The sequence below is a fragment of the Bacteroides faecichinchillae JCM 17102 genome (genome assembly GCF_000614145.1).
GTDB classification, from domain to species: Bacteria; Bacteroidota; Bacteroidia; order Bacteroidales; family Bacteroidaceae; genus Bacteroides; species Bacteroides faecichinchillae.
The window spans coordinates 1-23,958 of the sequence record NZ_BAKK01000046.1; the positions used below are offsets into that span (position 1 = coordinate 1).

The 23,958-nt window shown below is 39.6% G+C and carries 17 protein-coding genes and 5 pseudogenes; 10 read left to right on the top strand and 12 right to left on the bottom strand.

What is annotated here, in order from left to right:
- The coding region (gene mnmA, locus JCM17102_RS17445) for a tRNA 2-thiouridine(34) synthase MnmA (RefSeq protein ID WP_033887028.1) at positions 1–1,073 on the bottom strand (1,073 nt) is incomplete at its 3' end.
- Between the two features lie 94 nt (positions 1,074–1,167).
- Positions 1,168–2,454, bottom strand: a complete 1,287-nt coding sequence (locus tag JCM17102_RS17450; RefSeq protein WP_025076079.1) for an O-acetylhomoserine aminocarboxypropyltransferase/cysteine synthase family protein — start codon at positions 2,452–2,454, stop codon at positions 1,168–1,170.
- Between the two features lie 163 nt (positions 2,455–2,617).
- Here JCM17102_RS17450 and JCM17102_RS17455 point away from each other — a divergent pair, with 163 nt between their 5' ends.
- Both JCM17102_RS17455 and JCM17102_RS28230 read left to right on the top strand, forming a co-directional pair.
- On the top strand, positions 2,618–4,030 hold the full coding sequence (locus JCM17102_RS17455) for a S41 family peptidase (RefSeq protein WP_033887029.1): 1,413 nt from the start codon (positions 2,618–2,620) through the stop codon (positions 4,028–4,030).
- Positions 4,027–4,635 (top strand): DUF4595 domain-containing protein, encoded by a 609-nt coding sequence (locus tag JCM17102_RS28230; protein ID WP_275564419.1) that lies wholly within the window; start codon positions 4,027–4,029, stop codon positions 4,633–4,635. The genes JCM17102_RS17455 and JCM17102_RS28230 overlap by 4 nt, the downstream gene beginning before the upstream one ends.
- A gap of 444 nt (positions 4,636–5,079) precedes the next feature.
- On the opposite strand, the gene JCM17102_RS17465 is transcribed toward JCM17102_RS28230, so the two are convergent.
- From JCM17102_RS17465 to JCM17102_RS28235, 3 genes and pseudogenes are all read right to left on the bottom strand, one after another.
- Entirely contained in the window at positions 5,080–5,994 is a 915-nt protein-coding gene (locus JCM17102_RS17465; protein WP_136498327.1) for a hypothetical protein, read from the bottom strand.
- 348 nt (positions 5,995–6,342) lie between these two features.
- Positions 6,343–7,155 carry an alpha/beta hydrolase gene (locus tag JCM17102_RS17470; RefSeq protein ID WP_025076082.1) on the bottom strand — a complete coding sequence of 271 codons (813 nt, stop codon included), beginning with the start codon at positions 7,153–7,155 and terminating at the stop codon, positions 6,343–6,345.
- A 2-nt stretch (positions 7,156–7,157) separates the two neighbouring features.
- A pseudogene (locus tag JCM17102_RS28235) lies at positions 7,158–7,613 on the bottom strand (putative signal transducing protein).
- Positions 7,614–7,712: 99 nt separating this feature from the next.
- On the opposite strand from JCM17102_RS28235, the pseudogene JCM17102_RS28240 reads away from it, so the two are divergent.
- From JCM17102_RS28240 to JCM17102_RS17500, 5 genes and pseudogenes are all read left to right on the top strand, one after another.
- Positions 7,713–10,090: pseudogene (locus tag JCM17102_RS28240) on the top strand (TonB-dependent receptor).
- Positions 10,091–10,130: 40 nt separating this feature from the next.
- A pseudogene (locus JCM17102_RS28245) lies at positions 10,131–10,906 on the top strand (M48 family metallopeptidase).
- Positions 10,907–11,200: 294 nt separating this feature from the next.
- Positions 11,201–11,911, top strand: a pseudogene (locus JCM17102_RS28250) (hemolysin family protein); the annotation flags it as partial.
- A 239-nt stretch (positions 11,912–12,150) separates the two neighbouring features.
- The gene (locus JCM17102_RS17495) at positions 12,151–13,344 is read left to right on the top strand and encodes a site-specific integrase (RefSeq protein ID WP_025076083.1); all 1,194 of its coding nucleotides are present in this window, start codon (positions 12,151–12,153) and stop codon (positions 13,342–13,344) included.
- Positions 13,341–14,501, top strand: coding sequence for a site-specific integrase (locus JCM17102_RS17500; protein WP_025076084.1), 1,161 nt, complete (start codon positions 13,341–13,343; stop codon positions 14,499–14,501). The genes JCM17102_RS17495 and JCM17102_RS17500 overlap by 4 nt, the downstream gene beginning before the upstream one ends.
- Before the next feature lie 100 nt (positions 14,502–14,601).
- Here JCM17102_RS17500 and JCM17102_RS29175 read toward each other — a convergent pair whose 3' ends face one another.
- The 6 genes from JCM17102_RS29175 to JCM17102_RS29180 form a co-directional block, all read right to left on the bottom strand.
- Positions 14,602–16,611, bottom strand: coding sequence for a YfaP family protein (locus tag JCM17102_RS29175; RefSeq protein ID WP_025076085.1), 2,010 nt, complete (start codon positions 16,609–16,611; stop codon positions 14,602–14,604).
- 4 nt (positions 16,612–16,615) lie between these two features.
- Entirely contained in the window at positions 16,616–17,245 is a 630-nt protein-coding gene (locus JCM17102_RS17510) for a hypothetical protein (protein WP_033887030.1), read from the bottom strand.
- Positions 17,246–17,617: 372 nt separating this feature from the next.
- Positions 17,618–18,400, bottom strand: coding sequence for a hypothetical protein (locus tag JCM17102_RS17515; protein ID WP_025076087.1), 783 nt, complete (start codon positions 18,398–18,400; stop codon positions 17,618–17,620).
- A complete protein-coding gene (locus JCM17102_RS17520) occupies positions 18,397–19,464 on the bottom strand; it encodes a relaxase/mobilization nuclease domain-containing protein (protein ID WP_025076088.1) in 1,068 nt (355 codons plus the stop codon). Before JCM17102_RS17520 ends, JCM17102_RS17515 begins: the two co-directional genes overlap by 4 nt.
- Complete coding sequence (locus JCM17102_RS17525; protein WP_025076089.1) at positions 19,461–19,811, bottom strand: plasmid mobilization protein; 351 nt, start codon at positions 19,809–19,811, stop codon at positions 19,461–19,463. The genes JCM17102_RS17520 and JCM17102_RS17525 overlap by 4 nt, the downstream gene beginning before the upstream one ends.
- A 256-nt stretch (positions 19,812–20,067) precedes the next feature.
- The gene (locus JCM17102_RS29180) at positions 20,068–20,646 is read right to left on the bottom strand and encodes a helix-turn-helix domain-containing protein (protein WP_275564420.1); all 579 of its coding nucleotides are present in this window, start codon (positions 20,644–20,646) and stop codon (positions 20,068–20,070) included.
- Here JCM17102_RS29180 and JCM17102_RS31905 point away from each other — a divergent pair.
- A complete protein-coding gene (locus tag JCM17102_RS31905) occupies positions 20,645–20,848 on the top strand; it encodes a hypothetical protein (RefSeq protein WP_275564421.1) in 204 nt (67 codons plus the stop codon). The genes JCM17102_RS29180 and JCM17102_RS31905 overlap by 2 nt on opposite strands.
- On the opposite strand, the gene JCM17102_RS17535 is transcribed toward JCM17102_RS31905, so the two are convergent.
- The gene (locus tag JCM17102_RS17535) at positions 20,845–21,180 is read right to left on the bottom strand and encodes a helix-turn-helix domain-containing protein (RefSeq protein WP_025076091.1); all 336 of its coding nucleotides are present in this window, start codon (positions 21,178–21,180) and stop codon (positions 20,845–20,847) included. The two genes, JCM17102_RS31905 and JCM17102_RS17535, sit on opposite strands and share 4 nt — an antisense overlap.
- A gap of 556 nt (positions 21,181–21,736) precedes the next feature.
- Between JCM17102_RS17535 and JCM17102_RS17540 the strand changes: the two are divergent.
- Together JCM17102_RS17540 and JCM17102_RS17545 are read left to right on the top strand one after the other, a co-directional pair.
- Positions 21,737–22,324, top strand: a pseudogene (locus JCM17102_RS17540) (transporter associated domain-containing protein); the annotation flags it as partial.
- Positions 22,325–22,380: 56 nt separating this feature from the next.
- Positions 22,381–22,857: a copper resistance protein NlpE N-terminal domain-containing protein gene (locus JCM17102_RS17545; protein ID WP_025076093.1), complete on the top strand. Its 477-nt coding sequence runs from the start codon at positions 22,381–22,383 to the stop codon at positions 22,855–22,857.
- Positions 22,858–23,958 lie beyond the last annotated feature (1,101 nt).

Here is a 23,958-nt window from a genome sequence, read left to right on the forward strand (position 1 = left end):
TTTATCTCTCCACTACCAATACATATCTCCGACTTCGTATCATAGATAGTTCCGAACTGTCCCGGAGCAATACCTTGTATCTTTTCAGAAGACAAAACTCTGAGGAGACCATCATCCTCTTGTATTAATTTTCCCTGTGTGAATTCAGGAGTATGACGAACCTTAAAAGTTATTTCTATTTCCTTCTCTGCCAGATTCCAGGGATTATCCGTAATAAAGTGAAAGTCACCCATTCGGAATTCATTGCCATACTGTGTTTCAACTCCATATCCATGAGATACGTAAATCACATTATCCTGAATATCTTTTTTTATCACAAACCAAGGACCGCCACTCAGCCCCAAACCTTTACGTTGTCCGATGGTATAAAACCAGTAGCCATAATGTGTACCTAACTTTTTCCCTGTTTCCAACTCAATAATCGCTCCCTCCTTTTCTCCCATGAAACGACGGACGAAATCATTATAATTAATCTTGCCTAGAAAGCAAATCCCCTGACTGTCTTTTCTTTTAGCACTAGGTAATCCTGCTTTTTGAGCTATTTCACGTACCTCTTTCTTCATTAATCCTCCAAGGGGAAACATAAGTTTGGAAACCTGTAAATAATCGATTTGTGCTAGAAAATCAGTCTGATCTTTTACAATATCCTTTGCTGTTCCCAACCAAACTTTACCATCACGCTGTACTGTAGTGGCATAATGTCCGGTAGCTGTGAAATCGAAATCCTTCCCTACCCGTTGTTCGAAACATCCAAACTTAATGAGTTTATTACACATAACGTCCGGATTAGGAGTCAATCCTTTCCGGATCTTATCAATTGCATAAGTAGCGACACTCTTCCAATATTCACGATGTAAATCAACAATTTGTAAAGATAAGCCATATTTGCGGGCAGTCGTAGTCGCCAATTCAATATCTTCCTCTGCCGAGCAATCCATATACTCCACACCATCCATACCAATCTTAATATAGAATAGTTCGGGCTTAAATCCTTGTTCACAAAGAAGGTGTACGACAACCGAACTGTCTACACCTCCTGATAATAATACAGCTATACTTTTATTATGTTCCATTTTAGTTCCAATTTCATCTTGCTTTTATAACGTTCATCAACAGGTTTTTGATTAGGAACCTCCTGGATATAATTTTATCCAACATTTCATCCCATCAAATCTTCGACAAAGCCTGATCTAAATCCGCAATAATATCATCAATATGCTCTGTACCGATAGATAGACGAATGGTACTTTGTTTGATTCCTTGTTCGGCAAGTTCTGCTTCATTCAACTGAGAGTGGGTAGTCGTTGCCGGATGAATTACAAGTGATTTTACATCGGCTACATTAGCCAGCAAAGAGAAGATCTCGAGACTGTCGATCACTTTATGAGCTTCTTCTTTTCCTCCTTTTATTTCGAAAGTGAAAATAGAACCTGCCCCATTAGGAAAATACTTCTGATATAAAGCATGGTCAGGATGTTCTGGTAGAGATGGGTGATTTACAACTGCTACTTTCGGATGATTCTTCAAATAGTTTACCACTCTCAAGGCATTGAACACATGACGTTCTAAACGCAATGACAAAGTCTCCAAACCTTGCAGAAGAATGAAAGCATTGAAAGGGCTAATGGCTGCACCCGTATCACGAAGCAAAACAGCACGGATTCTGATAGCATAAGCTGCAGGACCTGCCGCATCCACAAAACGTACTCCATGATAACTCGGATCCGGTTCTGTCAATTGTGGAAATTTTCCGGATGCTACCCAATCAAATTTTCCGGAATCGACAATTACACCTCCTAATGAAGTTCCATGACCACCGATAAACTTAGTTGCAGAATGTACTACAATATCAGCACCATGCTCAATCGGACGAATCAAAAAAGGAGTACCGAAAGTATTATCAATAATCAAAGGAATATGATGGCGATGAGCGACTTCAGCCACTGCTTTGATATCAATCAGATTACAGTTCGGATTACCGAATGTTTCTATAAAAACAGCTTTTGTATTCTCTTGAATTGCTTTCTCAAAGTTCTCAAGATCAGAAGGATTTACGAAAGTAGTAGTTACTCCGTAAGTAGGCAATGTATGTGCCAACAGATTGTATGTACCACCATAAATTGTTTTAGCAGCCACAATGTGATCGCCGGCACGAGTAATGTTTTCAAAGGCATAAGTTATAGCTGCCGCACCGGAAGCCACAGCCAACGCAGCTACTCCACCCTCAAGAGCGGCTACTCGTTTTTCGAATACATCCTGGGTAGAGTTAGTCAGGCGCCCATAAATATTTCCCGGATCCTGCAAGCCAAAACGTGCAGCTGCATGTGCCGAATCACGAAATACATATGACGTTGTTTGATAAATGGGGACAGCACGCGCATCTGTTGCGAGATCAGGTGTTTCTTGTCCTACATGAATTTGTAGTGTTTCAAAATGTAATTTCTTGGGTTCCATCTGTTTTCTATATTTAGAGTTAATATCTATTGTAAACTTTGATGTTGCAAAGGTAAAAGAAGATTCGCTAACAGCCTATCACATATTGAAGGCATTTTTATACCATAAATGTGGTAGATAAGCAAAGTATTTCCTACATTTGCGCACTGAAAAGCTTTTTATAATGATGAATTTAAGAAAGATAATCCTCATACCTGCACTGATTATCGCATTTATCAGTGGTTTTATCTCTTGTGGCGTAGACCGCTGGCCGGAATATGCCCACCAAACTGCTTTGGACTCCTGGATGTACGATATTATGCAACAGAACTATCTGTGGTATGGGAGCATGCCTTCTTACGATGATGTAAACCTGTTTTTAGCCCCGGCCGGTTTTTTAGCTAAAGTAAAAGCAAGTAATGACAGTTACTCTTTTGTAGATTCTGTTATGGAAACTCCGCTACCTACTTATGGGTTCGACTATTCATTAGTTCGTAGTCAGGACATTGACACTGCTTACAATGCACTGGTCACCTATGTTATCCCCGGCTCACCGGCAGAAAAAGCCGGATTACAACGAGGTAACTGGATTATGAAAGTGGATACATCATATATCAGCAAAAAATATGAAACAGCATTACTGCAAGGTACTCAGGCTAGAGACTTGGTTATGGGAGTTTGGAAAGAAGTAATTCCTGAAGTAGAAGAAGGGGAAGAAGAACCGGAGCCAGTACATAAGGTAGTTCCTAATGATATCACTTTAAAAATGGGTGCAGCCCAAATAGTAGAAGATAATCCTTTCCATAAATCTAAAATACTTGATTTAAGTACAGGAAAGGTGGGGTATCTTATGTACAACAGTTTTACGGCCGGCACGAAAGATGATCCGGAAAAATATAACAACGAATTACGTGAATGGTCAGCTGAACTTGCTCAAGAGAATATTAATAAAGTAATTCTTGACCTTCGCTACAATGCAGGAGGAACCCTAGACTGTGTACAGTTATTAAGCACTATTCTTGCTCCTTCTTATTACTTGGATCAGAAGATGACTTTCTTAGAATATAATGACAAGAATATAGATAAGGATGCAACTTTAACTTTCGATCAACAACTTCTTAAGAATGGAAAGAATCTTGATCTGAACACTCTGATTGTATTAATCAGCGGAGAAACAGCTGGAGCACCGGAAATGTTAATGAATAACTTAAATAACAAAATACAAAAGCTAATTGGAATCGGCAGTTCTACGAAAGGGCAGAATGTAGCTACAGAAAAATTTATTAATGAAGAGTTTCCTTGGGCAGTTAATCCCGTTGTATGTACCGTATATAACTCGGAACATGATACTTTTAGCGGAGGATTCCAACCTCATTATTCCGTTAGTTCTTCAACAGATTATTCTACATTCTTACCTTTTGGCGATCCCAAAGAAGCATTGTTGAGTGTAGCTATCGGAGTATTAGAAGGTACCTATCCACCAACAGATCCGGACGAGCCAGAGACGGATACGACCTCTAGTAAAAGCATTAAAATAGAAAAGAGTGTAAGCAGTCCTGCCAGCAGGAAATTTATCAGAGGATTACAACTTAAATGAAAAAGGTCATTATATTATTATGTGTCCTATTAGGAGTAGTCAGTTGTTCGGATGACAATGATGAGAATTCTACAAATAACCAACGAATCATCACTTTAAATGAAGTTATGACAAGTGATTCATATCCGGTAACCAAGACTGAAAAGTTTCTATACGATCAAGGTCGATTGATGCAACACACTGTCCGTCAAACCGTACTCGAAAGCGAAATTAATTATGAAGTTAATCTTATTTATTCTGACAAGAAGGTAACCGTCGCTACTGAAATGACCACTTTAACCTATACTTTAAATGCTGAAGGATATGCTAGTCAATGTATATACAACGAATCGGATATCCAACAACGTGAATATAAGTTTGCCTATTCTGCAGATGGATATCTGACGGAAGTCATTGAAAATATAAATGGCAAGCTCTATTCTACAATAACATTAACCTACAACGCAGATAACTTGGAATCAGTCACTTCTCACATAAATGATATAAGTAATAAAATCCTTTATAAACCCGGTGAACAAAGTTCGCAATATTACATTCCCTGTTTAAGTTTACTAGAAACATATCCATTTACATTGCATACTGAGCTCTTTATGCCGGATTATTAGGAAAAGCACCTCACCACTTTACAGATCGTACTACTCCGGAAGGAAATGACAGCGAATATACAACTTATACCTACCAAGTTAATAAAGAAGGGAACTTAACTCAAATACATAGTCAAACCACTTATCCTGATAGAGACTCCTATAACTATTATCCCAATCTTCGTACTGTATCAGTCAGCTATAGTCTCAATTAGTTCCTATAATTATCACCATAACATTATTAAAGACATATTCAATCTTTGTATATTGTATCCGAGAACTATTTTAAGAGCATACGTATAAACTCATATATTATTGCTATCTAAAAAAGACTCTGCCGAATTATAAGCAACATATCTAGTTCGGCAGAGATTATTATAAAAATATTAATTATCGGAAAGCTATAAATCATATCAAAAGATATCTTCTCCTTATTGCACAAAGTATAATACCTAAAAATTTATATTAATATTGAAAGTGTTCAGGAGTAAAATTCACATAAATATCACTCGAATTTTCGTTATACGTCCCCTCAATTCTTCCACTTTTATAAATTGAATTAACGCCTATTACCGCATGCATCATTGCAGAAATCTCATATCTACCTTGTTTTCTATTTTTCTTGCAAGTATATACTCCATTCTCTTTATTCATTAATTGTTCACTATCTACAAAAACAGAATAAGTATATTCTCTTCCATCCGTTGGAAAATTTACATGAAAATATAAATAACCTGTTGATGTATAACCATAGATATTATCAACAACATTATAACCCAAAAAAACAGTTCTCCATTCTGTAAATAGAATTTTATTATAAATAGTATCCGATGGCCAAACACCAGGATATTGACAATGCAATAACCGATATCGAATATTTAATTTAGCTTTAGGTAAATGATGTGCATCAATATTAAGTTCACACCTAGAATCTTTTCTTTTTATAATTCCTCCCGGATATAGTTCTTTTGGATATTTTTCACCAATGTTATGCCACTCTGATTCAGGTATCCTTTCCATATCATGATAATCTTCGTATTTGTCCGGAGCAAATCTATATTGCAGTTGCAAACGATCATAATATTGCAAATCATAAGCAGTTCCCCATGAATAAACAAAGCTAAAATAATACTGACAAGTATCTACTACATCCGAACTATAAGGATGATCCCAATAACTCGTTTGATATTCATAAGGTGCAGGCAACTGATTTTTCCCATCCCAACATTCAGGGATATAACTCACAGATCGAACTTTTGCCTTTGAGGCAATATCAATCGAACTTTGTTCAAGCCCACCCCCTTGTTCATCATCGCATGAAACAAATCCTACACTCAAGCATAAAATAATGCTTAGAAAAATTAGACCAAAGATTCTCATACTAGTATATATTTAAAGATTAATAAAATCTCAGCCTTATCAAAAGTAATCTACAATAACATATCCTCCATCAAATATTTTCAATATATCAAAATTAAATAACTGAATAACAAATAACCCAAAAAGTATATTGTAAAATCAAAGATATTAACTCAATATGAAATATACAAACTTTTAATCATAAATATATATTTAAAAAGTTCTTTATTTTACTATTATTCTTAGACTATCCACTTTTCATCTTTCCTAACAGAAGATTTAATTGTATAAGTACTAAATAAAAAAGGTAAGAACAGACTCAACTATTCTTACCTTTTTTATTTTATCTCAATCTTTTATTAACCAGAGTTACTTCTTAAAGAACTTATCAAAAAAGAGAATCTGATAATCGATAGAATTATTCCAATATTCACTAGTATGCCCTCCCGGACGAGTGATAAAGTCATGATCTATCTTATGCTCTAACAAACGATTATGTAAGTCCTTATTTACATTGATAAAGAAATCGGCTTCTCCACAGTCGAAAATAATAGCTAAGTCACCATTCTGCAACTTATCAATCTGATTGATTACAGTATGAGTATCCCAAATCTCCTTATTAGAGTCGTAGTCACCTAATTGAACTGCCATATCCCAATTCTTTGGAAATGGACGAATATCAACTCCTCCACTGGTACTACCACAGGCGCCAAATGTATCTTTATGGCGAATACCGTTCCACATACCTCCATGTCCACCCATGCTAAGTCCGGTGATTGCACGTCCCTTCCGGTCAGCAATCGTTTTATAATGCTCATCAATATACTTTACTAATTCTGATGAAACAAATGTTTCGTAACGAAATGACGGATTCTTCGGACAATCCCAATACCAGCTTGTCTTACCATCCGGACAAACAAATATAATACCCTTCTCATCTGCTATCTGAGGAAGATTCGGTTTAATGCTGACCCATGTTGTAGCATTGCCCCCAAAACCATGAAGTAAATAAATAACCGGACAAGCCACAGCCTTATTCCCCATTGCAACATCCGGAGTTACAACTACCACCTGAACATCTTTATTCATAGATGGGCTTTTAACTAATAAAGTATCTACCTTGGCTGCAAAAGAAGGAGCTACCAAAGCTAATAATAAGGAAATTAATAGAAATCTTTTCATCTTTACATATATAATTTTAGATTATTCTTCTGTTCCTCCTTCGAGGGTAAGACTTTAGAAGCTGGGATTTCAAACACCCGATGACATTGTTTACAAACATATTCCTAATAACTATTTCCAGGAGGCACACACGCATACGCACAAATAATTGCCGCACTTATTGCACGTCCACGAGTATTTTTCTTCAGCACAAACTTAATGTCCGATGAACCGCAATAAGGACAATATCTCAAATCTTCAGGCCAGCTCTGATTATCTTTTAATATTTGAACTGCCCTTCCATAGTCTTCTTCCATAACGAATATATCTACTCCCGATATATTCTGCACGAAACATCTATAAAGAGAAGAGAAATTTTCATTGTGCAAAACAGATTCTACACCTTCATTTTCTAATGCTCCCTGAAGAATATGAGCTGTCATCGCATCATTGCAAGTAATTAATCTTACTGTTTTCATAGCGAACAAGTTTTATCGTTTGCACAAAAATAAGATATAAAAATGAGATGATAAAACAAAATTCAACTAACTTTGCATTTACTAAACTACAATAGCATTATGAAAAGACTTTCGGCACTCTTGTTACTTTTCTGCACAGCAATCAATCTACTTTCTGCCCAACCTATCCATCAGGTGAAAGGAACTGTGATTGACAAAAATAGTCGTGGGCCGTTGGAATTCATTAATGTAATGATCACTGGTTTGAATCTAGGTGCTGTCACCGATGCAGAAGGACATTTCACCATTGAGAAAGTTCCACCGGGTATCTATCGTTTACAAGCTACCGCAATCGGATACAAAAGTGTAACGACTCCTGAATATATCTTATCAACCAAAAATCTGAATATCTCTATAGAGATGGAAGAGAATCTGACCGAACTCGATGGAGTAACAGTCACTACATCACCTTTCCGACGTGATGTGGAAAGCCCTGTCAGCCTACGAATCATTGGTTTACAGGAAATAGAAAAAAGTCCGGGAGCCAATCGGGATATTTCCCGAATCGTTCAATCTTATCCGGGAGTTTCTTTCTCGCCGATAGGTTATCGCAATGACCTGATTGTACGTGGCGGATCTCCGTCCGAGAACCGTTTCTATCTTGATGGAGTAGAAATTCCCAATATCAATCATTTCAGTACGCAAGGAGCTTCCGGTGGTCCGGTAGGTATTTTAAATGCAGACTTGATTCGTGAAGTAAATTTCTATACCGGTGCCTTCCCTGCCGATAAAGGAAATGCCCTCAGCTCGGTGCTCGATTTTAAATTACGGGATGGCGACATGGAACGTAATTCTGTGAAAGCCACTCTCGGGCTTCCGAAGTCTCTTTAGCCTCCAACGGTCATCTTGGCAAAAAAACATCGTATCTGGTATCAGTACGACAATCTTACCTGCAATTTCTGTTTGATATGTTAGGACTCCCTTTCCTACCAACTTTTACTGATGCACAATTCAAGATAAAAACCCGGTTTAATGCTCAAAATGAACTAATTGTGTTAGGATTAGGTGGAATCGATAAGATGAAGTTAAATACCAAGGCAGATAATGAGGATAACGAATACATTTTGAGTTATCTTCCCAAAATAGAACAAAGTACTTTCACTTTAGGAACTGTTTACCGTCATTATGCGGGTGCACATATACAATCGGTCGTAGTGAGTCATAGTTACATGAATAACCGTAATACCAAATATCTTCAAAATGATGAAAGTAATCCGGATAATTTAATGCTCCGACTGCGTTCTACTGAACAAGAAACTAAATTACGTTTCGAAAATAGTTCATCCTTTGGCAACTGGAGAATTAAACTTGGTGTTAATTTGGATTATAGCCAATATACTAACACTACTTTCCAACAAGTATATATCGATCGTGCACAAACGTTCGATTATCATACATATCTAGGAATAATGCGTTGGGGAATTTTCGGAACCTTTAATTACACTTCAACAGATGATCATTTCACAGCTTCTTTAGGATTAAGAACTGACGCTAATAATTATTCGTCAGCAATGAAAGATCTCTCCAATCAGTTATCGCCCCGTTTGTCTCTCTCCTATCAATTGACCGATCATTGGGCTTTAAGTGGAAATGCCGGACTCTATTACCAGCTTCCTCCTTACACCGCTCTTGGTTTTAAGAACAGCAATGGACAATTTGCCAATAAATATACACTTCAACACATGAAAGTCAGCCAGCAAAGCCTGGGAATCACCTGGCGAAAGGGAGACACTTTTGAAGCTTCCCTCGAAGGATTCTATAAAAATTATGATAAAATCCCACTTTCAATAGTAGATAATATTCCCTTGGCCTGTAAAGGAAACGATTATGGTGTAATTGGTAACGAACTTCTGACTTCTACTGCCCAAGGGCGTTCATACGGAGCAGAGCTATTAATAAAATGGTTAATCGCACAAAAATTGAATTTAGCCTCATCCCTCACTCTCTTTAAAAGTGAATATCGTAACAGTAAAGAAAGTGAATACATTGCATCTGCATGGGACAATCGCTTCATCTTTAACCTACGAGGTACTTACTACTTTCCTCACCAATGGAGTTTTGGTATGAAAGTAAGTTGCATTGGCGGAACTCCCTATACTTCATACGATGCTGACAAATCATCACTGGTAACTGCCTGGAATGCCCAAGGTAAACCTTATTATGACTATAACCAATATAATAAGGAACGATTACCCGCCTTCACTCAAGTAGATATTCGTATAGACAAAACATTCTATCTGAAACGTTGTATGCTGGGTTTCTATATTGATCTGCAAAATATCACAGCCAGCAAATTGAAACAAGCAGATGTGCTGATGAGTACTGGAAAGATAGCGAATCCCGAGGCTCCCGTAAATGAGCAACGTTACATCATGAAAGCCATCAAACAAGAAAGTGGCACATTATTACCTACTTTGGGTATTACTTTTGAATATTAATGCGACTATACATATATTACAAATCAAAAAATCACTAAAAATGAAAAAACAAATTGCACTACTGACCCTGTTACTCCTGAGCTTGAATAGTTTTGAAGCAGCCGCCCAATTTAAGAAAATTGGCAAAGCACTCCAAGCTGGAAAAGACGCTGTACAAGCAATTACTTTATCAGATGCGGATCTTATCAAAATAAGCAAAGAATATATGGTATGGATGGATTCTATAAATAAGCTGACAAAACCAGACAGTGAATATGGTCAACGATTGGAGAGACTTACCGGAAATATTAAAGAGGTAGATGGTTTACAAGTGAACTTCGGAGTATACGAAGTAGCAGATGTAAATGCCTTTGCTTGCGGAGACGGTAGTGTTCGGATTTGTGCCGGACTCATGGATGCCATGACAGATGAAGAAGTCATGGCAGTAGTAGGTCACGAAATCGGTCATGTAATTCACACTGATTCCAAAGATGCTATGAAGAATGCGTATATTCGTTCTGCCGTAAAAAATGCAGCAGGCATAATTAGTGAAAAACTCGCCAAATTAACCGAATCTCAGCTAGGAACAATAGCTGATAATTTATCCAGTGCTCAGTTTTCTCAGAAGCAAGAAAATGAAGCTGACGACTACGGCGTTGAATTTTGTGTAAAGAACAATATCGACCTTATGCCATGTCCAAGGCACTAACCAAATTGGAAGAACTGTCTGCTGGTGCTCCCAAAGCTTCCTATTTGCAAAAGATGTTTTCTTCTCATCCGGACACCATGAAACGTATAGAACGAGCAAAGGCAAAAGCTGCTACTTACGCCAAGTAATATATCAAAATAGTCATCAATAGAGTTTCTGTCATGCGAAGAGTAATGTAGCATCTCTTCTTCGCTTTAATATCAAGAGAAAGGAAACCTTCACTTACGTTCTGGCTGATGGAGACTTTCGTATATTTCCAATAAATCAGGATGCATTACTTAATAAAGTTTCTATTATATCAAGAAGTATTTGTCAAAAGGTTCAACAGCCGTATTATTAAAAATTCATTAATATAACGGTACATATTTGTATCTTGTCATGATTTCATGTAAATTCGGCGCATTAACCATTTAACTCCATTTATGGAATTTTTAATCATTATTCTTTTACTCGTACTTAATGGTATCTTTGCCATGTACGAAATAGCCTTAGTATCTTCAAGTAAAGCTCGTCTTGAAACCCTCGCTAGTAGAGGAAACAAATCTGCCCGCGGTGTTTTAAAACAATTAGAAGAACCCGAAAAGTTCTTATCTACAATTCAGATTGGTATTACTCTTATCGGTATTGTATCCGGTGCCTATGGTGGCGTAGCCATTGCAGACGATCTTGTGCCTCTCTTTTCAATAATTCCCGGAGCAGAGGCATATGCCCGCAACCTGGCAATGGTTACTACAGTGGCTATCATTACTTACCTATCACTCATCATTGGCGAACTAGTTCCCAAATCAATTGCCCTCAGCAATCCGGAACGCTATGCAACATTATTCAGCCCGGTCATGATACTGCTAACAAAAGTATCTTACCCGTTTGTCTGGTTACTCAGTGTATCGACCCGTTTGCTGAACAAAATCATCGGTGTTAAGAACGAAGAACGCCCAATGACACAGGAAGAAATCAAAATGATCCTCCACCAAAGTTCTGAACAAGGAGTGATTGACAAAGAAGAGACAGAAATGTTGCGTGATGTATTTCGTTTCTCGGACAAACGTGCTAATGAATTAATGACCCATCGCAGAGATTTAGTCATACTTCATCCCGATGATTCTCAGGAGAAAGTAATGAAAACCATCGAAGTATAGGCTTATTACAAGGAAAGAATAATCGTATAAAAAGAAATAAAAGTGGTAGAATATATTGTAGATTAGTGCTTTATCCACCTTTCCGATTTTATCTAAGAAATCATATCAAGCAACAGTTTTAATGATATTTTGTTGCGTATTTGTTGCGTATCACGGAAAATTTTGGTAATTTTGCAGCGTAAAAACAGGAATAAATCTGCCTGTGAAAAGAAAAATATAAGAAAAGGAGAATCATGGCACGACCGAAGAAAGTACAAAAGGTGAAAGAACCTGTCCGCATCCGTCAGCGAAAGTTGGCTAACGGAAACATGAGCTTGTATCTCGATGTCTATGTAAAGGGGGTACGCAAGGTTGAATCTCTCGGATTGTACCTTGTTCCCGAATCGACACCGATAGACCGCCAGCAGAACAACCATGTAAGGCAGGTTGCTGAGAAAATCAAAGCCGAGCGCATCCTTGCACTGCAGAACCACGGTGTGCGCCAGTGGGACAAGGTGAAACGGTCGTGTATAACGCTTGTGGATTTCCTTAAGGAGTATGAGCAGGAGAAATTCGGTTTTTCTACATCCACCCTCAAAGGCAGACGTGACCTGCGGCTGAAAATCGAAACGTATCTAAAAGAAGCCAACTGCCCGGATATTGTCTTGGCAAACGTGGATGTGGATTTCTGCCGTGGCTTCATCGACTTTCTGCGCTATGCGAAGAACGGGGTGCGTAAGGATGGCAGTGTCATCAGTAACGGTGCGGCGCATCACCATCAGGCAGTTCTGAACGGTGCGCTGAACAAAGCCGTGCGTGACGGCATACTGTCGGCAAATCCGCTGAAGTCCATCAGTTCAAAAGAGAAGTATCAACCTACCGAAAGCATGAGGGAATATCTCACGTTGGAGGAAATGAAAGCGGCGATGGCTGCGCCCTGCCCCCATGAGGACGTGAAACGTGCCTTCCTGTTCTCCTGCTTCACCGGACTCCGCCTTAGCGATGTGCGGTCACTGACATGGGGAAAGATTGTCAAAGCCCCCGATGGCAAGACCTTATATGTAAGGATAAAGATGCAGAAGACCCAAAAGCTGGTAAACGTGCCGTTGTCAAAAGAGGCTGTCGATTGCCTGAATCCAAAAGAAAATCCCGAAGAACCGATTTTCACCTTGCCGACTGGAGCATCGAACATTGAACGCAACATAGAGAAGTGGATGCAGAACGCACAGATAACCAAACACATAACCTACCATTGCAGCAGGCACACCTGCGCAACCATGCTACTGACACTCGGTGCGGACATATACACCACATCGAAGCTGCTCGGTCATGCCAACGTGAACACGACCGCCATCTATGCAAAGATTGTGGATCAAAAGAAAGTGGAAACGGTTAATCTTGTGGATGACTTCTTTTCAAAACAACCACAAACGGAGGGAAACAGATGAAAATAACGATACGGACACGGACATTGAAAACGGGAAGCCGCTCTATATACCTCGATTTCTATGAGAAGGGGAAAAGGTGGAGCGAGTACCTGAACCTGTTTCTTGTGCCGGATGATGCACCCGATGCAAGACGGCTCAACGAGGCGGCTATGGCAAAGGCGAATGAGATAAAGTCAAAGCGGATGCTCGGCATTGACGAGGACGAAACGGAGGCAGACAACGGCAATTCAAAACAACTGCCCAAACGTATTTTTGTGGATTGGCTTGACAGCCATATCGAAGGGATTAGACGCAATCCGTCCTATTCTCCGGCAACGTACCGTAACTACCGCTCCTGTGTCAATATAATAAAGGAGTATTTGAAATACCACCGCAGACCCCGTTTCCTGATGTCGAAAATCGACAAGAAGTTTATTGTGGGACTGCTTGACTTCATGAAGAACACCTACAAGAACACCAAATCGCCCGACAATCCAAAGGATATGTCACTCCACACGCTGCATCTGCATCAGAGTACACTGGTACGAATGCTCAATGCTGCGGTAAAAGAGGGAGTGATGGATAAAAATCCTTTCTATGCATTGGGCAGGCACGAGCGGATAGCCAAACAACAGTCTGAAAGGGAGTATCTCACGAAAGAGGAACTGCTTGCGCTTATTGAGGCTCCGACTACCAATGAGACCACCAAACGGGCTTTCCTGTTCTGCTGCTTTACCGGATTGCGGTACAGCGATGTTTCCGCACTGACATGGCGGAATATAAAACAGATCAATGATGGACTGGTTGTTTCAATTCAATCCATGCAAAAGACAGGGAAACAGGTAACGATACCCTTGAACCAGTCTGCTTTGAATTGGTTGCCGGATAGAAACGGCTGCAAGCCGGGAGAAAAGGTTTTTGACATGACCTGCCTTAGTGCCTGTGACAGATGTCTTAAAAAGATGGCTGTTGCTGCAGGGATAGAAAAGAATGTCAGTTTCCATACGAGTAGGCATTCAATGGCTACGCTGTCATTGGCTGCCGGGGGCGACTTATACACAGTCGGCAAGTTACTCGGACATACAAGCATAAACTCTACACAAGTCTATGCCGATGTAGTTATGGGAACTAAAATTGAGGCGGTAAACCGGATTTCGAAATATTTTCAAATCAAGTAACATGAAATACTTTACCTATTAGAATTTAAGCACAAAGAGCCATATCTGCAAATAATCAGATATGGCTCTTTATCTATTTTTAAATAGCATGTTCAATTTTTCATTTTTTGAAGGGGTATGAAATGTTGTCTTTTACTTCATATTTCCTCTCAAAGTTTGCTCCAGAAGCAGAAGAACGTGTAAATGTTCCATCAGGCAGATTCAAAACTCCAATTGTTACTAATTGGTGATAACCTATCGAGCCTGTGAATGGTCCATAATTTTGACCATTTGCATTAATAGTTACGGTATAATTAGTAACTGCTTGTGTTTCACTACCAAAATAGTGAACTTGTACCAAATAAGCTCCAGACGGTGCTTCTGTCCAACAAATATGTTCTGGTCCCGGACCTATAACATCATCTCGATCTAGCCAGCCACCAGATTGAGAACGCATATTATAATAAGCGATTTCTTCTCCGTAAGGATCGGTAACATGTAAATCAATATCTGTATTTCCACTCAATTTGTTCCAATCTAAACGTACTGTTAAATCTGCATTTTCTCGAATTCTTGCAGTAAAAAATACAGGTTCAGACACTTCAACTCCTGTAACCATATCTACAATAACAGCTTTTACTTTTTGTTCGCCCTCTTTTCCTATAGTCCAGTATGTAGAAGCTAAATTTGATCCAGCTTCTGTACCTACAATTTCGCGGCTAACGCTACCGCCACCAGAAACCACTTCAAACTTAACTTTTTGATATGTACTTCTTTCCAATTCCGTTCCATCATCTGCAAAAACTTTTGTTGAAACAGTCAATGGAAGCAATAGGCGTTGTTCGGCAAATCCTTCTTGATCATCCCCGCTAATTTTTTCTATTTCCGTTTCTGTACATGAGGTGATGGAATAATTGTAAGAACACAAACAAAAATCAATAAAATAAGGTGCTGTAAATCCCAATACAGCACGAGACATTTCATTACTAAATCCTTTTAGGACATTATAAACGACATTTATTTTTGTCAAAACAGCCCCAGCCATTTCCCATTTCATGCCTATGCCTATATTAATAGCAAGACCAGATACAGCCTTTAAAACATCTGTAAAATCAGTATCAGGATTTACCAACAAAGCACCTATTGCTCCTATTGCTGCTGCTGAATTTTCTAAAATGGCACCAGAATTATACAAGCCTACCATTGATAAAACATCTCCCCACATACGACGAGAAAAATCATTTATTGCTTTATCTGTAGTCCTATCAAGATAGAATCTATATTCTCCATCATTTGCGAGGGTAAACGTTTGTGGTTCACCATATACTATATCCTCTTCTGTTGAAAAAAGATCTAAAAAGCCGTAAGCCTTATGCGATTCGATCAACTTGGAATCAATTAATCTTGCGCCATGATAAACTTGGCATTCATATGTAGGTATCAAACCTTTATTTCTCACTATAACATCAATTCCGGATGTTTGCACGGAAACAGGATCTGGATTTATTCCAACAATATTAGATGCTCTAGTAAATATTGAACGACTATTGTGTTCTTCAATATTTATATTAGAACACACTTCTTCCAAAACATCATTAAGAGCAACCAATAATTCTGTGTTATTGTCATCAAAAATACTTTCTTGCCGATCAATTGTTTGCTTTACAATATCTAAATATGAATTATAAGCAACTGTAGATTTTATCAAGGCTTCTATCTTGTTAAAATCGTTTTTGGTTGTACCTACAAACAATGGATTTAATGTTGCTAAAGCCAATGCGGTCGTTTCTTCGTTGATGACAACCTTGTCATCTTTTGAGATACATTTCCGAGACAAAAGAATTATGTTTTCGTTTGCATCCGTTACAAAATACAATTGCGGTAAATCATTATAGACAGATTGTATCTCACACTCCGTTTCTGAAACAGGTGTTGTTTCTAAGAGGGTATTGATAGAAAACTTGCCTTCTGAAGTATTTAAGGCCGAAGTGGCAACTTCTATTTTTACTTTTGTTGTTGAATTTTCCTTCATATCAGAAGGAGTACCAATGGTTTCATCAATGACATTGGTATTGCATGCGGTCACAAACAATAGAACCACAAGAGCTTGAAACAATTTCATAAATTTCATTATGCTAGAATTTAAATGTTAAAAATGCTCTAAAACCATTTGTATTTACAGGAACTTTACCTGATAATTCGCTGTCGCCTATAGGCAGTATATTATCGAATTTTCCATTTCCAAAACGAGTTTCTATGCCAAGACCGATTATGTCGTATGAGACAGAACATCCTCCGACCCAATATGAGGCATAAGCACCTCCAAACTTTTCATTCGCATAATAGCAAGAATACGAAGGCGCATAACGAAAATATCCTAAGATGCTAAGCTTGGATATAGGATTTATTGTTATCGATGGGCCTACCTGCATAGCAAACTCTGCTTCATGAATTTGATATTTTTTTTCATCCCAATAAGTGATATATTTAACATCATAATTGGTGTAAGTCAAATCAATCCAAGTTGCATCTATTCCAAATTTCATCAAATTTGCCACTGCTTTTTTGTGTAAGTAGAATGTTTTTCCAAGAGTAAATGATGCCCCATAATTACTTTTAAGTTTAGGCATGCCATCCTGCTCCATGGTTGTATTGACAAAACCAATGTTAAAGTACTTTCTTTTCCAATGCCCATTATCGGATTGACCATGAGCATAAATAGGAGAAAGTAGCAAGAGCAAAAAAAGGAACTTAATCTTTCTCATACTTGTTTTTGTGGCCTCACAGTCCCTTTTCCGCCATTTTAATTAAATGTTTATGTAAACGTAGAAGCGTGGAACTGTATGCCACGTCCTTGTGTACTGGTGCTAGGAAACCATGTGAACAGATGTGGGAATAACAGCCCCACGCTATATGCGTGGAGACCATTACACCTTCTCCTGTTCAACGTGTGGAAGTTTCCTAGGCTTTGTACACGCAGGATGAAGACATAACGCCTCTTATTTTAATTTAATTTGGATAGAGTTTCCTCAATCCAAATGCAAAATTACAAAAATAAATTGGAAAAACACACTCCTTTATCTAAGAAAAGTTAGGTAACATGCAAAATATAAACAACTTTCTTGTTTTTTCTTAATTTATTTGCTTCGATTCTTGGATTCCTTTCTAACGGCTTTGACCTGTTCCCAGAATATGGTCAAAGTCGAATCTGCACCGACCGTTTCTGTCAGTTTCTCGTAAGCCCCGACGGTCACCGCCAGTTCTGGGTGTAGTTCATTGAGCATGACCGTGGTCACTTGGTGCTTGTCTGCAACCGTCCTTAACCGCCTGTTTTCTTCCCGGTATTCATGCCATCGTACCCAACTGATAGCAAACAGGGCAAAGAATACAAGTGTACAGCCTATGCCAGTCCATGCGTAAGGATTCTTGTGCCAGCCATCGGGAACTTTGCTCCATAACTGCCTTATTGTATTTAACGCTTTATTCCGGCGAATTGCCTGCCACAGTTCCCGCATAATATCTTGTTTTGACTGCACCTTTTCCGATGCCTGACTGTCATTCTCTATATGATTTGTCAGCAACTCCAGTATCTTGTTGAGCTGTTCCTTAATAGTGGGAACACCATGCTTGCGCATATCCTTCTCGTTGGCTTCGGTATATAACCGCAGACTTGCTACCGTTTCATCACCTATTGATTGCTTGTATTCCTCGATGGCTTCCTTGCTTCCGAAAATGGCATTGACATTTTCCGGTGCATTGCCATTGAAGAACTGTATAACAGGCTCCAGTTTCGCTTCCAGCCTTTTCAATGTCTCGTCCTTGTCCGGGCTGTCCTTTGCATCCAGTTTCTTTTTGATTGCCTCGATGTCCTCCGCCAATGCCCCGATAAGGTCGGCTATGTTCTGTAAGTTGTCTTTCATCTTCCTCTCTTTTTTGGTTTATATTTGTTCTTCTCATTGTCGTTATCGCCCCAGCCGCTTTCGTTTCCTCCACCGCCTCCGCCGGATGAAACCTTGGCTTGGTGCGGCTGTACGCACAGCTCCATGAGTGCGCCGATGGTTACTTGAACGATGTTCGAGCCGGATTCAGCAGGATTGCCACCGTTGCCGTCCGCTTCCGCTCCGGTCAGTGACGGCTGTCCTATAAAAGTACCTGCCGCATAGCTGCCTGATGCTACATCCTGCCGGGTCGGCTGTGTCCGTCCGTCAAAGCCGCTGCCCGGTACACGGGGTTGCCATTCCAGCCCCTCGGCAATACGGCTTCCGAACAGCCTGTCCAGCTTATAAAAACTCATGCTCCGATCTATCCGTGAGCCGCTGAACGAGGTTTCATCTTTCGTGAACGACACTCCGATGATTTTACCTTCATTTCTATTGTATTTGAAATTCGCTCCGATGCCTTGTTTTGCCAACCTATCACACAAATCCGACCAGCAGTTACAATAGGGTAATGCCGCCTTGATAGCGTCATAGATTTGGTATTTCACCTTGTCCTTCCCACGCAGGCGGTCACGTTTCACGTTCATCTTACCCTTGGAGAAGTGCAGCCCGTATTCCCTCGTGAGAGCCTTGCATACCTTCACGTTTCGCACATCATCGTTGCTGTCGCTGACGGTCTTCCCGTCATTGTCCACCCTGTTCGCCACGATGTGCAGATGCTGGTGTTCCCTGTCGGTATGGCGGCTCACTATATATTGGGTGTTCACAATGCCCATGCGCCGCATATACTCACGGGCGATTTCGACCATCAGAGCATCTGTCAGCTTGGGTGCGTCCTCGTGTGCGAAGTCCAGCGAGATATGATACACCGGATTTTTCAGTTTGCGCCCCGGCTTGTCGTCCGCCTGTCCCTGCATACTCCTTGCGATGGTGGTGTTGTCATCAAGTCTCACGTCCTTGCTGTCTATGAGCCGTGCCTTCTTCGGGTTGTTCACGTAGTTCACCACTCTGGCAAAACTTGCCCGTTTCTTCAAGTCGCCCATCATATCCTCTCAATGATTTTATTGAACTCGTCCAGCAAGTTTATGATTTTGCCTTTCAAAAGAGAAAAGCCCTGTTGGTGTGCCAGCTTCGCCAGTTGGTTCAGGTTGTTGCATCCTCCTTCCAGCATCCTTATTTGCCTCCTGTCCTCCTGTGTCCGTGCCGCCTCGACTTTTCCTTGCAGCAACAGTTCGCGCAGGAAGTGCGACGGCTTCTTCCCGGCATCGGCTATCCGTTTCATGACCGCCTTCCACTCGGCAAGTGTGAGCCGTGTGGATATGGTCTTTGTCCGAGCCTTGCCCTTTGCGGATTTTGGTCTGCCGCCTTTATGTGAATTTTCGTTGTCTGTCATACGCCTGTTGTTATCGGTTATAATTGGGATGATGTTTTAGGGCTGAGATTGGGGCTTAGCCGTTTCCGGTGTGACCGGGTCGCCGCTTGCGGCGTGGTTTTCGTGGACGAAAACATAAACTTGCCAGCCCTAAAACATTCCCCTGTAAAAACGCCTCTCTCTGTCATGTCTGCCATTTACTTATAAGAGGTATTACCATCAAATGAGGTCTGTTCGCCCTGCACGGTTGGCAGTTCTCCCTCCGTATAAGTTGCGGTCAAGCCGTCATTTCCCGATAACGGTTGTTGGGTGATATTCGGTCTGTTTCTTCTTTCCCTCTTATCGCTTTTGCAAAGTTTTCGGCCTCCTGCTGCAAGTTGAAGATATAGCCGCCCTTGCCGAAATCGCTCCAATAGCCGTTGAAATCCCGTGCCGTCTGCACAAACTTCCGCTCTCCGGCAGCTTCAATTTCCTTTGAGAAAAGCACGGCAAAGATGGTCGATCCGCTTCTTGAATGTGTCCGGCTTTCGATGGAATACGGTTTGCTCTCACACTCCGGGGCGGTGACTTTGCCGTTATCCCCATCAACATTTTCCGAGGAAATTTGTGCGGAAATTGCGCTGTTTTCACTTGGACTTTTGTCCGGCTTGCTCTCCGGTTGCCGTTCATTATCTGTAGAAATTTCATCATCCTGCGGCTTTCGTCTGCGCTTCGGAGTATCTTTGGGTACAACAGCATCCATAAGCCACGATTGGATTTCGGAACGAAGAAAATAGAGTTTGTTGCCCTGTTTGCGATATGGAATCCTGTGTTCGGAAGTCATCGCATAGATGGTGGAAACGGACTTGCAGAGCATGGCAGACACGTCCTCAACTGTCATTATTTCCGGCAAGGGAGTGACGGCGGTTGAGGAAATGATCTGCTCGAACATTCCGGTCAGGCGGTCTATCTTCTCATGGAGTTCTGCCACCGACCGGGGTAGATTGTCAAAAGACAGGTGTGGATTTTCGCTTTCAGTCATATACGGATTGTGTCTGTGTTTGAAGAAAGGGAACTAATCATTTTTGGCGAGATTACGCATGATGGTATGTGCTTCCTCTGAAATCTGCCCCTGTGAGGCGACAGGATTCTGCCTGAGCCATTTCAGGAGTTCGGACTTCTCAAAATACACCATCTTGTTGTTGGGCTTAAAGTACGGGATGACCTGATTGTGTGTCATTTTGTAGAGCGAACTTTTGGAAATGCCTAAGAACATGGCGGCTTCCTCCAGATTCAGAACCTCCTTTGAGGCGTAAACCACGTTCTTGACTCTCTCCAGCTCCTGTTTCAGTCCGTCCACCACCTTTCGGAGCAGGGCGGTTTCGTTCGGTTTTTGTTCTGTTTTACACATAGTCGTTATTTTATAATTTAATTTGTTTTTTGTCGGTTGTGGTTGCTTCCGATTCGATTTGTCAGTGCAAAGTTAATGCGAAAAGAATCTGCAAACAAACACGCAAATCCTTGTTTAACAGTCTGTTTTGCGATGTATTATGGCAACATGGACAGTCTGTTTTATTCTTCCAATGTGTGCATTTTCGGCTTTTTCTGTCAGATGATTATCTGGCAAGGATGCCGGATAATTTTTGCAATATCTTGTTAATAGCAAAGGCGGCTAATCTGACAGGTAATTTGTAACTTTGCCACATATTTATCTGCCAGTGCTGCCAGATAATTTTCGCTCATGAGAGAGGTAAGTCTGCTTCATCAAATGCCAGATAAACGGCATAGGTTAAAAATGGTGAATTAACATATCATACTCTCAGAGTTTGATTTTAACTGGCTGAACATATACGTCAAATACACGCGCAACATTTTATGATATTTTTGTTGCAGCTTTGTTGCGTAAGCCTTAAACGATTTAATATAATATCTGATATACAATTAGTTATAAAATATCGTGATATTACGAAGAAGAGCATTACAGTAAATATCTGTTAGTGGACGAACGAAAAGATGAAATTATCGGTGTTGTATCCGTTAAAGATATTATTTTGATGGTAGGCAATAAAAAGGTCTTCAACTTATGTGAAATAGCTCGTCCTCCATTGTTTATTCCAGAAAGTTTATATGCAAATAAAATTTTAGAGCTATTCAAGAAGAACAAAAATAAGTTCGGAGTTGTTGTAAACGAGTATGGTAGTACGGAAGGTATTATTACCTTGCACGATCTGACTGAAAGTATTTTCGGAGACATTCTTGAAGAAGATGATACGGAAGAAGAAGATATCGTCAGAAGACAAGACGGTTCGATGTTGGTGGAAGCCTCTATGAACATTAAGGACTTCATGGAAGAGATGGGAATTTTATCTTATGAAGACCTGGAAGACGAAGACTTTACTACTCTTGGTGGATTGGCAATGTTTTTAATAGGACGTATCCCGAAAGCCGGAGATATCTTTACCTACCAGAATCTGCAATTTGAAATAGTGGATATGGACCGTGGCCGAGTAGACAAACTGCTGGTCATCAAACGGGAAGATGAAAAGGATATTTAAAAACAATAAACCGAGCACTAGCTCACTATATTTATATTAACTTAAAGCACTTAACGATGAAAAAAGTAATTATGTTAGCAGCTGTTGTAGCTGCTTTGGCATCTTGCCAGTCAAAAGCAAACAAAGCCGTAGAGGCAGAAGCAGACAGTCTTGCACTTGCAATGCCTCCGATCACAGAAGTGACGGAAGTTTTTGAAGGCACACTTCCTGCTGCTGACGGTCCGGGTATCGATTATGTACTGACTTTGAACGCTGCTACTGACGGGGTGGACACTGTTTACTCCCTGGATATGACTTACCTTGACGCAGAAGGAGAAGGAAAAGATAAAACCTTTACTTCGAAAGGTAAACAACAAACCGTTCATAAGATTGTGAACAAACAGCCAAAGACTGCTATTAAATTGACTCCGCAGAACGGTGATGCTCCTATGTATTTTGTTATTGTCAATGACACAACCTTGCGTTTGGTAAATGACAGTCTGCAAGAAGCTGTGAGCGATCTAAATTATGACATTATCAAAGTGAAACAATAAACCTAACCTTATAACAATAAAAAAATGCTCTGCGAAGATTGAATCTTGCAGAGCATTTTTTTACAAAAACAATTAATAGAATAGTCCGACATTTGTATCAGTTTGACACCTGTACTCCATTTGTCGAATTTAATTTATGAGAGAAATGTTTGGCAAACGAACAGCCAAACTTATTCATAAAGTATCAAAAATCACGCCAAACAGATAATCATATCATTATCAACATATTATCTAATTAAAGAATAGAGAAAGCATGTGCATTTTCTCACATTTTAAGTGCTAAAACGCACAATAGCAGATTCTTTTCCTAACAATTCATCATTCTTTTCAGCCTTTCCATCTATACGTTTTTAAAGGTCCATTTAATTATCATTTGTCACTTTTTCAACGTAAAGTTCTAATTATCAATAGTCAATTAGTGACAATAGTCTTTTTTCGCTTTTCTATTATCACTTTAAGTTCCACGATTAGTTACTTAATAATCTGATAACCAATCACAAATCATATAAATAATACTGTTTCCCACAAACCTCAAGAAAGAGTATTTTTATCGAATATTCATGTTTTTAGTCTATTTTTCCTCTAATAAAACCGCTTTTCAAGGTTCTTTCGGCACAATATTAAGTAGATAAGCTAATAACATTAATATGAAAACGAAGCTGTATTAATCTATTATATACGATGTATACTCTCGTTTCATGTACATGAAGCATTCGGATTTCGTACATGAACCAATAGTTCACCTACGTGAAATGATGGGACTATGTACGAAAAACGATCTGATACAACCTCAATAGTATATTGATCTTATAAGTAAAACAACTTAATAGACCGTTACTTTATTATTAACTTCGGTATTTCCCGAATAACAAGGCGCCTATATTATATATTGATCATTTGAGAATTGATGATATTGTAGATAAAATTAACGAATTGGACTTGAATTCCGATGATCGTTTTAGATATAAAAGGAAGAAAAGCTTGCAGGATGGTAACGATAAACATGATGAAAAAGAGAATTCAAAAAGATTTTTGTAAAATAAAAGTAACCTAAAATATTTTCAAAACTCTTGAATCTTTCGTTTTTTTTATGAGTTTGTA

Excerpts from the sequence above, each read along its gene's own strand:
- JCM17102_RS17545 (WP_025076093.1), top strand. The coding sequence starts at position 22,381 with ATGAAAAAAGTAATTATGTTAGCAGCTGTTGTAGCTGCTTTGGCATCT.
- JCM17102_RS17455 (WP_033887029.1), top strand. The coding sequence starts at position 2,618 with ATGATGAATTTAAGAAAGATAATCCTCATACCTGCACTGATTATCGCA.
- JCM17102_RS17470 (WP_025076082.1), bottom strand. The coding sequence starts at position 7,155 with ATGAAAAGATTTCTATTAATTTCCTTATTATTAGCTTTGGTAGCTCCT.
- JCM17102_RS17495 (WP_025076083.1), top strand. The coding sequence starts at position 12,151 with ATGGCACGACCGAAGAAAGTACAAAAGGTGAAAGAACCTGTCCGCATC.
- JCM17102_RS17525 (WP_025076089.1), bottom strand. The coding sequence starts at position 19,811 with ATGACAGACAACGAAAATTCACATAAAGGCGGCAGACCAAAATCCGCA.
- JCM17102_RS29175 (WP_025076085.1), bottom strand. The coding sequence starts at position 16,611 with ATGAAATTTATGAAATTGTTTCAAGCTCTTGTGGTTCTATTGTTTGTG.
- JCM17102_RS17535 (WP_025076091.1), bottom strand. The coding sequence starts at position 21,180 with ATGTGTAAAACAGAACAAAAACCGAACGAAACCGCCCTGCTCCGAAAG.
- JCM17102_RS17510 (WP_033887030.1), bottom strand. The coding sequence starts at position 17,245 with ATGAGAAAGATTAAGTTCCTTTTTTTGCTCTTGCTACTTTCTCCTATT.
- JCM17102_RS17450 (WP_025076079.1), bottom strand. The coding sequence starts at position 2,454 with ATGGAACCCAAGAAATTACATTTTGAAACACTACAAATTCATGTAGGA.
- JCM17102_RS31905 (WP_275564421.1), top strand. The coding sequence starts at position 20,645 with ATGGCAGACACGTCCTCAACTGTCATTATTTCCGGCAAGGGAGTGACG.
- JCM17102_RS17465 (WP_136498327.1), bottom strand. The coding sequence starts at position 5,994 with ATGAGAATCTTTGGTCTAATTTTTCTAAGCATTATTTTATGCTTGAGT.
- JCM17102_RS17520 (WP_025076088.1), bottom strand. The coding sequence starts at position 19,464 with ATGATGGGCGACTTGAAGAAACGGGCAAGTTTTGCCAGAGTGGTGAAC.
- JCM17102_RS28230 (WP_275564419.1), top strand. The coding sequence starts at position 4,027 with ATGAAAAAGGTCATTATATTATTATGTGTCCTATTAGGAGTAGTCAGT.
- JCM17102_RS29180 (WP_275564420.1), bottom strand. The coding sequence starts at position 20,646 with ATGCTCTGCAAGTCCGTTTCCACCATCTATGCGATGACTTCCGAACAC.
- JCM17102_RS17515 (WP_025076087.1), bottom strand. The coding sequence starts at position 18,400 with ATGAAAGACAACTTACAGAACATAGCCGACCTTATCGGGGCATTGGCG.
- JCM17102_RS17500 (WP_025076084.1), top strand. The coding sequence starts at position 13,341 with ATGAAAATAACGATACGGACACGGACATTGAAAACGGGAAGCCGCTCT.